The organism is Polynucleobacter sp. UK-Mo-2m-Kol15 (assembly GCF_018881505.1).
Lineage (GTDB): Bacteria > Pseudomonadota > Gammaproteobacteria > Burkholderiales > Burkholderiaceae > Polynucleobacter.
In genome coordinates this window covers 1,354,194-1,366,870 of the sequence record NZ_JACVQC010000001.1, presented here as the reverse complement: position 1 = coordinate 1,366,870, position 12,677 = coordinate 1,354,194, and the positions used below count along the sequence as shown (strand labels likewise).

Below are 12,677 nucleotides of genomic sequence, written 5' to 3'. Positions count from 1 at the left end.
AATTAGACGAGTTTTTGGTGGAGTCAAGAAATTTTCACAACAGATTCGCTATCGTTATAATTACTATTTCCAACAGAGCTTAAGCGATGACCAAATACGTTTTTGTCACTGGTGGTGTGGTTTCTTCTCTAGGGAAAGGAATCGCAGCTGCCTCGCTTGCCGCGATTCTCGAATCCCGCGGCCTGAAAGTCACCCTCCTAAAATTAGACCCCTATATCAACGTTGACCCTGGGACAATGAGCCCGCTTCAACATGGCGAGGTCTTTGTTACTGAAGACGGTGCTGAAACTGACCTCGATCTTGGCCATTACGAGCGCTTTGTATCCGCAAAGATGCGTAAAAGTAACAACTTCACCACTGGCCAGATCTATGAATCTGTCATCAGTAAAGAGCGACGCGGTGAGTACTTGGGTAAAACCGTTCAGGTGATTCCGCACATTACAAATGAAATTCAAGCATTCGTAGAGCGCGGTGCGAAAGCGAGTCATGACGGAAATGCTGATATTGCTATTTGCGAAATCGGTGGAACAGTAGGCGATATTGAATCGTTGCCATTTCTTGAGGCAGCCCGCCAGATGAGTATTCGTCTGCCACGACACAGCTGCGCTTTTGTGCACCTCACTTTGGTGCCCTATATTGCTAGCGCAGGAGAGTTAAAAACAAAGCCTACCCAGCACTCTGTACAAAAGTTACGTGAAATCGGCATCATGCCTACAGTCCTATTGTGTCGTGCTGATCGCCCAATCCCAGAAGATGAGCGCTCCAAGATTTCACTCTTTTCGAACGTACGTGAAGAGGCCGTTATCTCAGTGTGGGATGTAGATACCATTTACAAGATTCCTGAAATGCTCCAAGCGCAGGGTATGGATGATTTGATTTGTCGTGAGTTAGATATTCAAGCCAAACCCGCGGACCTATCAGTTTGGGCAAAGCTAGTCTATGAATTGGCTAACCCGCAACATGAAGTCACGATTGGCATGGTCGGCAAGTATGTTGAGTTAACAGAATCCTACAAATCATTGATTGAGGCTTTGCGGCATGCAGGCATCCACAATCACACACGTGTCAATATTAATTACATTGATTCTGAAGTGATTGAAAAAGATGGCGTAGATTGTCTTCAAAATTTGGATGCAATTTTGGTGCCAGGCGGTTTTGGTAAACGCGGTACTGAAGGAAAGATTGCCGCTATTCGTTATGCACGTGAGAATCAGATCCCATATCTAGGCATCTGTTTAGGAATGCAATTAGCTGTAATTGAATTTGCGCGTCATGTTGCCAATATTGCCCAGGCAAACAGTACTGAGTTTGATCCCGAGACAGAGAGCCCTGTGGTTGCTTTAATTACGGAATGGCTAGATCGCGAAGGTCGAGTTGAGAAGCGCACAAATGATTCTGATCTTGGCGGAACCATGCGCTTAGGCTCACAGCGTTGTCCAGTGAAGGCTGGTACTTTGGCTCATAATATTTATGGGGCCGAAGTAAACGAGCGCCATCGTCATCGTTATGAGGTTAATAATATTTACGTACCTCGCCTCGAAAAGTCTGGCATGATTATTTCTGCTAGAACTCCAAATGAGTCTTTGCCTGAAATGATGGAATTACCGAACTCCATGCATCCTTGGTTCTTTGGCGTGCAGTTTCATCCGGAGTTCACCTCAACGCCAAGAGATGGTCATCCATTATTTTCTGCATTTATCAAGGCGTCATTAATTCATCAAGCTGCCTCTCAAAAGCAAGCAGCCTAGGAGATCGCAATGCGTGTATTTAAGTTATGCGGTTTTGATGTTGGTTTAGATCATCGCTTTTTTTTGATAGCGGGACCTTGCGTTATTGAGTCAGAGCAATCGGCTTTAGATATTGCTGGTGAGTTAAAGGAAATTACCTCTGCACTAAATATTCCATTTATCTATAAGTCTTCTTTTGATAAGGCTAATCGCTCATCTGGCACATCTTTTCGTGGCTTAGGTATGGAAAAGGGTCTTGAGATTCTTGCCCGCGTTAAGCGTGAAATTGGTGTGCCCATATTGACTGACATTCATGACATCAGTGAAATTGCGCCCGTCTCAAAAGTGGTTGATGTTCTTCAGACACCAGCTTTCTTATGTAGGCAGACTGATTTCATTCGAGCTTGCGCCCAGAGCGGTAAGCCGGTGAATTTTAAAAAAGGACAATTTTTATCCCCCCATGAGATGCTCAATGTAATTGATAAAGCTCGTGCAGCTGCTGTTGAATCCAATCTCCCGGATCAATTTATGGTTTGCGAGCGTGGCGCTTCATTTGGTTACAACAATTTAGTTTCAGATATGCGTAGCTTAGCAATCTTGCGTGAAGCCAAGGCACCAGTTGTCTTTGACGCAACGCATTCGGTCCAGCTGCCAGGTGGACAGGGTAATGCTAGTGGTGGTCAACGTGAATTTGTTCCCGTATTGGCTCGTGCTGCAGTTGCTGTCGGCATCAGTGGTTTATTTATGGAGACGCACCCCGATCCTGCTAAGGCATTATCAGATGGTCCAAATGCAGTTCCGCTGAACCGCATGAGAGAGTTACTTGAATCTTTGCTTGCGATTGACTCAGTTGTTAAAAAATCTGGATCTTTTTTAGAAGATAGCTTTAAGTAACATCCCATATTCATTTTTTTATTTAGGAGAAGGTGCATGAGCGCCATTGTTGACATCATCGGTAGAGAAGTCTTAGATTCACGCGGAAACCCAACGGTTGAGTGTGATGTATTGCTTGAATCTGGAGTTATGGGACGCGCAGCAGTACCTTCTGGCGCGTCAACAGGTTCACGCGAAGCTATTGAACTTCGCGATGGTGATAAAGCCCGTTACCTAGGTAAAGGTGTCCTTAAAGCTGTTCAAAATATCAACATCGAGATCGCTGAGTCGATCCTAGGCCTTGATGCAACTGAGCAAGCATTTCTTGACCGCACTTTGATTGAATTAGATGGCACTCATAACAAAGCACGCTTAGGTGCGAATGCAACTCTGGCTGTTTCGATGGCTGTTGCTCGGGCAGCTGCAGAAGAAGCAGGGCTACCTTTATATCGCTACTTTGGCGGATCAGGCGGCATGCAATTACCTGTGCCAATGATGAACATCGTCAATGGTGGGGCGCACGCAAATAATAGTTTAGATATTCAAGAATTTATGGTGATGCCGGTTGGTGCGCAAAGTTTCCGTGAAGCGCTACGTTGTGGTGCTGAAATTTTCCATGAGTTAAAGATAATTTTAGGTGCGCAAGGTATGCCTACTACTGTTGGTGATGAAGGAGGATTTGCTCCAAACTTTAAGAGCAATCAAGAGTGCTTACAGACAATCATGAAGGCCATTGAAGCTGCTGGCTATCAAGCGGGTGAAGATGTCCTATTAGCCTTGGATTGTGCCGCTAGTGAATTCTATAAAGATGGTAAATACCACTTATCAGGTGAAGGCTTGCAACTCTCCTCAACTGAATTCTCCGATTATCTGGGTAACTTGGCTGATCAATTTCCAATCGTTTCGATTGAAGATGGTATGCATGAGAGTGACTGGGATGGCTGGGCTGATATTACTCAAAAATTAGGCAAGAAAATCCAATTAGTTGGAGATGACCTCTTTGTGACCAACACTCGCATTCTTAAAGAAGGTATCGATAAAGGTATTGCTAACTCAATTCTCATTAAGATTAACCAGATTGGAACACTGACTGAGACTTTTGCGGCGATTGAGATGGCTAAGCGCGCCAATTACACTGCTGTGATTTCTCATCGTTCTGGCGAAACAGAAGATAGCACAATTGCTGATATTGCTGTTGGTACGAATGCTGGTCAGATAAAGACAGGCTCCTTGTCTCGTTCAGATCGTATCGCTAAGTACAACCAGTTACTACGGATTGAGGAAGATCTGGGTGATGTTGCCACTTACCCTGGAAAGTCTGTTTTTTATAACTTGAAGCGCTAATTACTAGCTAGCTTTTTAGCCCCATGCGTATCGTCATCTACTCCATGCTGTTATTGCTGATCGCAATACAGTACCCACTCTGGTTGGGTAAGGGTGGGTGGCTAAAGGTTTATGAAATGGAGAAACAGCTTGAGTTACAGCAGGCTAAAAATAGCCTGCTCAGCTTGCGTAATGCGAAGTTGACTGGTGACGTTAAGGATTTGAAAGATGGAACTCGTGCAATTGAAGAGCGTGCTCGTGTCGAACATGGAATGATTAAAGAGGGTGAATTTTTTATTCAGATACTGCCAGTGGAAAAAACCACCTCCAACACTGCCGATGGTGTGAAGCCAGAAGTTACTAAACAATAATGAATGAGTCTACTCGCTAATGACCGCTAGATGGCGGTCTCGTTGCATCTACTAATAAGTCGGTTTTAAAAACCTGCCTGCAATCAACGGCATCAAAGCGATAGGCTTTCGCACAAAAATCACATTCAGTTTCAACAGCACCTTGCTCCGTAAGAATGCTTTCAACTTCTTCTTCACCTAGCATTCTGAGGACATCGGCAACTTTAGCTCTTGAACAACGACAGCTAAATCGAATTGGGCGTGATGGGAAGCTACGAACGCCGCTTTCAGCAGACTCCTCTAAAAATAGACGGCGCAGGATAGTTTGTGGCGAAAGGGTTAGCAACTCTTCGTCGGTGATGGTTTCTCCAAGCGTTTGAATTCGGCTCCAACCCTCCGCTGCGAGTTGAGGGTCTAAATGGGCATAGCCGCCGGAGTCAGGTAGGCGTTGCAAAAGCAGTCCGCCCACGTGGGTTTCATTTGATGCAAGCCAAATGCGGGTGTCTAGTTGTTCTGAATTTTGCATATACAGGGCTATGGCCTCAGCAGCACTGGTAACAGGCTTAATTACGGTTCCCTGCTGCTCTTGAAGCGCGACAATACCTTGGTAGGGCGGTTGACCGGGTTGGCGGTCGGATGGATCAAGAGTAATCACAAGGCGCCCAGTATTGTCAGCATCCAGTAATTCATCTAAGGTGGCATTAGGATTAATGTCAGCAGGCTCTACAGATAGCTTTACAGTAGCTCGCATTGTGAGGTCTGACTTGCATTCAACCACCAAAAGCTGAATTGGGCCCTTGCTTTGAGCTTGAATAATCAAGGTGCCATCAAATTTGAGGCTAGCGCTTAAGAGGGTCGCAGCACCTACAAAATCACCGAGGATTCGTTGAACTACAGGGGGGTCATTGCGACGCTCTAAAACGGCCTGCCAGGCACTACTTATAGAGACAATTTCACCGCGGACGGGGGCGCCATCACAAATAAAGACAAGTAATTCATTCATAAATGAAAGTATCCACTTTTTTGCGATTAGAGGTGCTAAATAAGGAAAATGATAGCCAACCTGAGATAATGCCAATTATGCATATACGTACACGATTCGCCCCCAGTCCAACGGGCTTTATTCATTTGGGCAACCTCCGCAGCGCTTTGTATCCTTGGGCTTTTGCCCGCCATAACAAAGGTGATTTCATTTTGCGTATTGAGGATACGGATTTGGAACGCTCAACACAGGAAGCTGTCGATGTCATCATTGAGGGTATGGCATGGCTTGGGCTGGATTTAGATGAGGGTCCGATTTATCAGATGCAGCGTATTGATCGATACCGAGAGGTATTAAAACAAATGCTCGATGCTGGCCTTGCATACCCTTGTTATATGAGCGAGGAGGAGCTCAATCGGCTGCGTGACCAACAGATGGCTAATAAGGAAAAGCCTCGCTATAACGGCCTATGGCGTCCTGAGTCTGGCAAAACGTTGCCAGATATTCCGAAAGACGTTTTGCCGGTAATTCGCTTTAAGAATCCCATTGGCGGATCTGTCATTTGGGATGATGCCGTTAAAGGCAAAATTGAAATCAGCAATGATGAGTTGGATGATTTGGTGATTGCCCGTCCAGATGGCACTCCAACCTATAACTTTTGCGTTGTAGTCGACGATCTTGATATGAGTATCACCCATGTGATTCGTGGTGATGATCATGTAAATAATACGCCACGCCAAATCAATATCATGAAGGCTCTTGGTGGCACGCCTCCCGTATACGCTCATTTACCAACAGTGCTAAATGACTCTGGTGAAAAAATGAGTAAACGTAATGGCGCCATGAGTGTGCGTGATTATCAAAAAGCAGGGTACTTGCCTGAAGCCATTCTGAATTACCTGGCAAGGTTAGGATGGTCTCATGGTGACGCAGAAATTTTTACTAAGGACCAGTTCGTCAATTGGTTTGATCTTGATAGTCTTGGTCGATCACCCGCACAACACAATCCAGAAAAGCTACTGTGGCTTAATCATCAATATATACAAAATACTGATCCAGAGATATTGGCTGAATTAACTAAGCCATTTGCGCATGAGTTAGGCATCGATACAGAAAATGGTCCAGACTTTGTTCAGGTGGTAGCACTCCTAAAAGACCGTGCAAATACTCTTATAGAAATTGCTGAGGGTGCCAAACTTTTTTATTTACCGGCACCTGTTCTAGGCACAGAACAAATTACCGCAAATATCCCATCTGAAATTATTCCAGCACTTAGAGATTTGATCGATGCAGTACAGTCTTCGGAGCATACAAAATCTGCCTATAGCGCAGCTTTTAAAGAAGTTTTAGCCAAGCATCAGATCAAAATGCCGGCTTTAGCGATGCCTGTCCGTTATGCTTTATTTGCTACAACACAAACCCCAGCCATTGATTCTGTATTACTTGTTTTAGGTAAGGAGGAGGCGATAGAAAGGCTCTCCAAGGTCGTCTGAGCCAGAATTTGCATCCACCTACAAAAATAGGATAAAATCTTGGATTGTTTTGAGTGTCTTGTAGATTTTTAGCGAGATTATGGGGGTATAGCTCAGCTGGGAGAGCGCTTGCATGGCATGCAAGAGGTCAGCGGTTCGATCCCGCTTATCTCCACCAAGCATTTAAAATGGCATTATTAGTTTAGTAGTAGTCTAGGTCCCCATCGTCTAGAGGCCTAGGACATCACCCTTTCACGGTGAGTACGGGGGTTCGAATCCCCCTGGGGACGCCAAAATTTTTGGCTAGTTGTGAGAAGTAAGTTGTGACACAAGTAGCAATCGATGTAATTGGAGCGGTAGTTCAGTTGGTTAGAATATCGGCCTGTCACGCCGAGGGTCGCGGGTTCGAGTCCCGTCCGCTCCGCCAAGTATGTTGAAATAGCCCCTGATAAGGGGCTTTTTTCTTTTTTCTGCACAATCTCCCTATAACTTCGTAGAGGGTGGCGCCTTTGGTGCTAATTTGTATAGAGGCTCAACTGTTGGCATGAGCGCAGTAAGTTTTTCGATTCGGGTTTCGCCAGAAGGGTGGGTAGATAAAAATTCTGGGGAGTTTTTACCCTTTGTTGCTTTCAGCATCTTTTGCCAAACACTAATCGCACCCATCGGGTTATAACCAGCTCTTGCCGCAAGCTCTAGTCCAATTGCATCCGCTTCAGATTCATTTTCTCGTGAGTTGGGTAAAACAATGGCGTATTGGGCAACTTGGTTGGCAGCGCTCACAGCGTAGCCATAGGGACCAGCTAAAGCAGCGGCAATGTTTACAAATACATTTTGAGCTGCAGCTTGAGATACTCGTTCTCTGCCATGCTCTCTAAGTGCATGAGCAATTTCATGTCCCATGATGGCAGCGATTTCATCATCACTTAAATTCAGCTGTTCAATAATTCCCGTATAGAAAGTAATCTTACCGCCTGGCGCACAAGTAGCATTCAGTACGGGCGCATCAATCAGTGTAAGACGCCAGTCCCATTGATTCGTATCATCTCGAAAAGCGACTGTCTGGGGGATTAGTCGATTCGCTATAAACTTTAGGCGATCATAAGTAGGGCCCGAAGACACCAAGATATTCTTATCTTTTGCTTTTTGATTCTGCTCGTTATAGCTTACTGCAGAGATACGATTAACCTCTTCAGATGAAGTCATCATCAATTGAGAGCGATTAACACCTACCGCTCCTGGGCGAGTAGTGTTAGCACATGCCGATAGTAAAGCAGCGAGAGCAAGGATCGCATAGATGCGAATACTCAAATGAAACCCTTGCATTTACAGACCGAATATTTCTAGATTATTTCTTTTTAGGGCTTGTGATTGAAGCAGCCATAGCGTCAAAATAGATTACCTTAACTTGTTCACCTACATTCACATCAGCTAGTAATTGCGGGTTCTTTACAGTCACTACAGTCACTTTACCACTGGGGCCCTTAACTGAAACGAGTTTCTTGGGTCGATCAACTGCAATAATGTCAGCAATGATAGTTGTTGTATTTGTAATCGTGCGGGTTGGCTTTTCACCGGCCTTCGAAGCAACTTCAGACGAAGTTTCTACTTTGCTGCGGATGCCATCACTCTTAGTTTTAATGAGCTCGATTGCAACAGCTAGCTCGTAAGTAACACTGAGACGATCACCATTTTTGATTTGGTCAAAGTTTCTGATTTCAGGGCCCGCCACGAATTTAGATTCACCTTCATTATTTTTAAAGAAAATGGTGCGCGTCTTCTTATCAATTTTGGTAACGATGCCTTCATACAGCTGAAAAATATTGTCTGTGACGGCTGCATCTACTACTACAGCATTTGGTGCGCTGGGAGTTTGAGCCATTGCAGGTGCTAGGAACCCTAAAAGAGCGCTAGTTATCAGGGTAATAGGTGTGAATTTGATTTTCATAACTTTCCTTAAGAATAAGCATTGCTTCACTGATATTAGCGTATTTTTGCCCTGAATTTGACTTAAAGTGCCATCCATTGAGGCTTGCGGAAATTTATAGTCTTCTTTGATAACATCAGGGCTTTAATAGAGCCCTGACTGTAAGGAATGCAATGCCTCGATTTGCTGCCAACCTCACCATGCTTTTCAATGAAGTTCCATTCTTAGAGCGCTTTGCACTGGCTAAGAGCTCTGGCTTTAATGCAGTGGAATTTCTATTTCCCTATTCATTTGATGTGCAGGCGATTAAATCGGCCCTAGATCACAACAACCTAAAGCTAGTTCTACATAACCTGCCTGCAGGTGATTGGGACGCTGGAGAGCGGGGAATTGCTTGTTTACCCGATCGAGTTTCCGAGTTTCGCTCTGGTGTAGCTAAGGCGATTGAATATGCCAGCATATTGGGTGTGCCCCATCTCAATTGTTTAGCTGGCAAGGAGCCTGTTGGATCCAACCCAAAAGTACTTCATGACACATTTGTAGCCAATCTTCAATACGCTGCCAGTGAGCTAAAAAAAGTAGGCTTAAAACTCTTGATTGAGCCGATCAATACCTTTGATATTCCTTGCTTTTATCTCTCTAAGACGGAGCAGGGTATTGCGATCTTAGATGCCGTAGGAGCAGATAACGCTTTTTTGCAATACGACATCTACCACGCTCAGCGTATGGAAGGTGAACTGGCCATTACGATTCAAAACAACCTCAGCCGTATTGCGCATATTCAGTTAGCGGATAACCCTGGGCGCAATGAACCCGGTACCGGTGAAATTCACTATGACTACCTATTCGGCTTATTAGATCGTATTGGGTATACCGGTTACATTGGTTGTGAATACAAACCCCTGAGATCTACTGTAGCAGGTCTGGGATGGATGGATTCATACAAATAAGTTTGATTAAAGTTATAAATCATTCAATATCAAAAATATTCAACATTCATAAATTAAGGAAGATGTGATGAATCAGTTAAAGCTCGGTTTTATTGGCCTAGGGATTATGGGCACTCCTATGGCGGGCCATTTATTGGCAGCTGGACATACCCTTTATGTCAATACCCGCAGCCAAGTTCCACAAGAGCTGCTAAATAACGCTGCAATTGTCTGCTCTAGCGCTGCAGAGGTTGCCAGCCAAGCAGACATCATCATCACCATGGTTCCAGATACTGCGGATGTAGAAAAAGTTCTTTTTAGCGAGAACGGCATCGCTAGTGGCATCAGTAAAGGCAAGATCGTAGTTGACATGGGCTCGATATCACCGATCGCTAGCAAAGAGTTTGCAAAGAAGATAAATGCACTCGGATGCGAGTATCTTGATGCCCCGGTTTCGGGTGGGCAGCTTGGTGCAAAAGCTGCCACGCTCACTATCATGGTGGGTGGTAGTGAAGCAACTTTTGTCAAGGTCAAGCCCGTTTTTGAATTAATGGGCAAGAACATTACCTTGGTTGGTGACAATGGTGCCGGTCAAATTACCAAGGTGGCTAATCAAATCATAGTAGCCTTAAATATTGAGGCAGTTGCTGAAGCGCTAGTATTTGCTGCTAAAGCAGGCGCTGATCCTGCAAAGGTGCGCGAAGCACTCATGGGTGGCTTTGCTAGCTCTAAAATATTAGAGGTACACGGAGAGCGCATGATTAAGAGAACCTTTGATCCAGGTTTTAGAATTGAACTCCACCAAAAAGATTTGAACCTAGCCCTCAGTTGCGCGAAAGTTCTAGGTGTTTCATTGCCAAATACTGCAACCGCTCAAGAACTGCTGAACTCCTGTAGTGCTTATGGTGATAAAGCTTGTGATCACTCGGCGATGGTGAGGGCACTTGAAAAGATGGCTAACTTTGAAATTGGGCAAAAGGCTTAAGACATCCAATGACATCAACCTTGCTTGTCTATCTTCACGGCTTTCGATCATCGCCAAACTCCACTAAGGCGGTAATGACTGGTGAGGTAGTAAGGGCTCTATCAAACTCAGAAAATAGCTATGAATGGTATTGCCCTCAATTGCTAGCATCACCTCAAGAAAGTATAGAGATGGTGATTAATCACATTGATCAATCTCATTTTGATCGTATGGTGATTATTGGATCATCTTTAGGTGGCTTTTATACAAACTATCTTGCTGAAAAATATCAATGCAAGGGAATTGTGCTTAATCCCGCTGTATACGCTGCAAGAGAATTAGAGCCGCATGTTGGCATGATGACGGCATATGACAGCGAAGAGCCATTTGATTTCAAAGCTGAGTACATTAATCAATTACGCGCTTTACAAGTAGATGCAATTAATAATCCTGAGCGTTATTTTTTAATTGCCGCAAAGGGGGATGAGTTGCTAGATTGGAAGGAGATGGCCGCTTTTTATCCAGGTGCAAAACAGCTGATCCTTGAGGGAAGTGATCATGGAATTACTGACTACGCTACTCATCTTCCATCTGTGATCGAATTTATCGAGCATTAATGTCTTGATTGATTCATTTAGCAACTTGTTTCAAGTTATACGCAATAGATCCCTATGGATTCTGATTGCTGCTATTTTTCTATCTCTTATTGGCCATCTCATTTTATTTTTTGGCCTGCCATTTTTTTCTTTCGCTAGTCCACCACCAATTGCTGAAGATCTCATTATCAAAACAGATCTCCGTGTTGAGCCACCCAAGAAAATTCAGATGGCAAATACGCCAAAGAATAAATCTCCACCTACGCAAACTAATGCTGTGTCTGCAGATCCATTATCAGATCAAGGCATGGGGGAAGAAGGAGAGCAGGGGGCATTAGGCGATCAATCTGGTCAAGCGTTTAGACTTCCTGAATCAGGCACTTATTACTTTGACGCCTACGTTGATGGACAACTGATTCAAGCGGCACAACTAGACTGGATAACGGAAGGCAACAATTACCGCCTCTATATCAATATTCCTTATGCAATAGTTGGCCCATTTGTTTTTGAGTCCCGCGGCTCGGTTGATGCATATGGAATAGCGCCATCCATTTACTGGACTCAACGTGGGACTAGGCCACCGCGATATTCTAGATTTGATCGTACAGAGAATGGAGCAGGGAAGATGTATTTTTCCGAAAAGCCTGATTTCACCCCAGATTTGCTTCCGGGAACCCAAGATCGATTTAGTCTGATGTTTCAGCTGGCCTCACTTTTAAACGGCAGTGAGAAGATTGATGAAGCAGGAAGTATCAGATCTCTTCCAGTTGTTGACTATGACACCCTAGAAATGTGGCAATTTAAGAGTTATGGTGAAGCTGAATCCGAGGATATTCCCAGCCTAGGAAAGTCAGTTAATCGCCGTTATGGACTCATGCAACGTGAGAGCAGTCCTTACAAGCGTCAGGTCGACATTTGGCTTGCTAGGGATCTTGACTGGCTACCCGGCAGGATGCGCTCTCTAGAGGCTAATGGACGCATTCTGGAGCTAGTCTTTAAACAGAGGGCGCCGATAGATAAGTCAAAACTCATTAATTAAGGTAGAAAAAGCTCAAAACAACTTTTTTAGCTTCTTCCTATAAAGGACTTTGATTGGTGGGCCTATTCAACAATGCGCCCATCATGGAATACAAAGCTGCACCAGACATTGATACGGCAAAAATTCCAGAGAATGAAATGATGATCGGCAGTATTCTCCATTGCTCAGATAAGGTGTAAGTTCCATAGCCTACTGTGGTGTACATTTCGCCAGCAAAATAGAAGGTTTGGGGGTTGGTAGGAAACACTTGCAGAGCAACGCAGATATAAGCCCATCCAATGATTTCAATTAAATGGCTGCCAATAATGAACAATATAGCAATGAAATAGGATAAGAAGTTTGCGCCATAGATGTGCTTATTTTCCAGCTTACCGTCTATCCAATGGAATGCGCCAGCAATCATTAATACTGCAATTCCGTGCAATGTCAGCATCAAGCATGCCAATATGAGAACAAACCAGATCTGGCTATTACCCATATCTGTATTGATCTCTGCAA

The 12,677-nt window shown here is 44.4% G+C and carries 13 protein-coding genes and 3 tRNA genes; 12 read left to right on the top strand and 4 right to left on the bottom strand.

The window, feature by feature from the left end; genetic code table 11:
- The first annotated feature begins 86 nt into the window (after positions 1 to 86).
- From ICN43_RS07145 to ftsB, 4 genes are read left to right on the top strand one after another with little or no spacing between them, the layout of a single operon-like run.
- Entirely contained in the window at positions 87 to 1,748 is a 1,662-nt protein-coding gene (locus ICN43_RS07145) for a CTP synthase (RefSeq protein WP_216198174.1), read from the top strand.
- A gap of 9 nt (positions 1,749 to 1,757) precedes the next feature.
- Positions 1,758 to 2,621, top strand: coding sequence for a 3-deoxy-8-phosphooctulonate synthase (gene kdsA / locus ICN43_RS07140; RefSeq protein WP_216198172.1), 864 nt, complete (start codon positions 1,758 to 1,760; stop codon positions 2,619 to 2,621).
- 36 nt (positions 2,622 to 2,657) lie between these two features.
- On the top strand, positions 2,658 to 3,944 hold the full coding sequence (eno, locus tag ICN43_RS07135) for a phosphopyruvate hydratase (RefSeq protein WP_216198171.1): 1,287 nt from the start codon (positions 2,658 to 2,660) through the stop codon (positions 3,942 to 3,944).
- Between the two features lie 23 nt (positions 3,945 to 3,967).
- The gene (gene ftsB / locus ICN43_RS07130; protein WP_216198168.1) at positions 3,968 to 4,294 is read left to right on the top strand and encodes a cell division protein FtsB; all 327 of its coding nucleotides are present in this window, start codon (positions 3,968 to 3,970) and stop codon (positions 4,292 to 4,294) included.
- A gap of 16 nt (positions 4,295 to 4,310) precedes the next feature.
- Here the strand turns inward: ftsB and ICN43_RS07125 are convergent, their stop codons facing one another.
- Positions 4,311 to 5,276: an Hsp33 family molecular chaperone HslO gene (locus ICN43_RS07125; RefSeq protein ID WP_216198167.1), complete on the bottom strand. Its 966-nt coding sequence runs from the start codon at positions 5,274 to 5,276 to the stop codon at positions 4,311 to 4,313.
- 68 nt (positions 5,277 to 5,344) lie between these two features.
- On the opposite strand from ICN43_RS07125, the gene gltX reads away from it, so the two are divergent.
- The 4 genes from gltX (at position 5,345) to ICN43_RS07105 (ending at position 7,154) form a co-directional block, all read left to right on the top strand.
- Positions 5,345 to 6,748, top strand: coding sequence for a glutamate--tRNA ligase (gltX, locus tag ICN43_RS07120; protein ID WP_216199980.1), 1,404 nt, complete (start codon positions 5,345 to 5,347; stop codon positions 6,746 to 6,748).
- 81 nt (positions 6,749 to 6,829) lie between these two features.
- Positions 6,830 to 6,905 (top strand) — tRNA-Ala (locus ICN43_RS07115).
- Between the two features lie 39 nt (positions 6,906 to 6,944).
- Positions 6,945 to 7,020, top strand: a tRNA-Glu gene (locus ICN43_RS07110).
- Positions 7,021 to 7,077: 57 nt separating this feature from the next.
- Positions 7,078 to 7,154: transfer RNA gene (locus ICN43_RS07105), tRNA-Asp, on the top strand.
- A gap of 56 nt (positions 7,155 to 7,210) precedes the next feature.
- Here ICN43_RS07105 and ICN43_RS07100 read toward each other — a convergent pair.
- Together ICN43_RS07100 and ICN43_RS07095 are read right to left on the bottom strand one after the other, a co-directional pair.
- Positions 7,211 to 8,035, bottom strand: coding sequence for a M48 family metallopeptidase (locus ICN43_RS07100; protein ID WP_255533459.1), 825 nt, complete (start codon positions 8,033 to 8,035; stop codon positions 7,211 to 7,213).
- Between the two features lie 37 nt (positions 8,036 to 8,072).
- Positions 8,073 to 8,672 (bottom strand): hypothetical protein, encoded by a 600-nt coding sequence (locus ICN43_RS07095; protein WP_216198163.1) that lies wholly within the window; start codon positions 8,670 to 8,672, stop codon positions 8,073 to 8,075.
- A gap of 152 nt (positions 8,673 to 8,824) precedes the next feature.
- Between ICN43_RS07095 and hyi the strand changes: the two genes are divergently transcribed.
- From hyi to ICN43_RS07075, 4 genes are all read left to right on the top strand, one after another.
- On the top strand, positions 8,825 to 9,601 hold the full coding sequence (hyi, locus tag ICN43_RS07090) for a hydroxypyruvate isomerase (RefSeq protein WP_216198160.1): 777 nt from the start codon (positions 8,825 to 8,827) through the stop codon (positions 9,599 to 9,601).
- A gap of 67 nt (positions 9,602 to 9,668) precedes the next feature.
- A complete protein-coding gene (locus ICN43_RS07085; RefSeq protein ID WP_216198158.1) occupies positions 9,669 to 10,565 on the top strand; it encodes a 2-hydroxy-3-oxopropionate reductase in 897 nt (298 codons plus the stop codon).
- A gap of 8 nt (positions 10,566 to 10,573) precedes the next feature.
- A complete protein-coding gene (locus tag ICN43_RS07080) occupies positions 10,574 to 11,161 on the top strand; it encodes a YqiA/YcfP family alpha/beta fold hydrolase (protein ID WP_216198157.1) in 588 nt (195 codons plus the stop codon).
- A gap of 25 nt (positions 11,162 to 11,186) precedes the next feature.
- Positions 11,187 to 12,179, top strand: a complete 993-nt coding sequence (locus ICN43_RS07075) for a DUF3108 domain-containing protein (protein ID WP_216198155.1) — start codon at positions 11,187 to 11,189, stop codon at positions 12,177 to 12,179.
- Between the two features lie 37 nt (positions 12,180 to 12,216).
- Here the strand turns inward: ICN43_RS07075 and ICN43_RS07070 are convergent, their stop codons facing one another.
- Positions 12,217 to 12,657 (bottom strand): ion channel, encoded by a 441-nt coding sequence (locus tag ICN43_RS07070; protein WP_255533458.1) that lies wholly within the window; start codon positions 12,655 to 12,657, stop codon positions 12,217 to 12,219.
- Positions 12,658 to 12,677 lie beyond the last annotated feature (20 nt).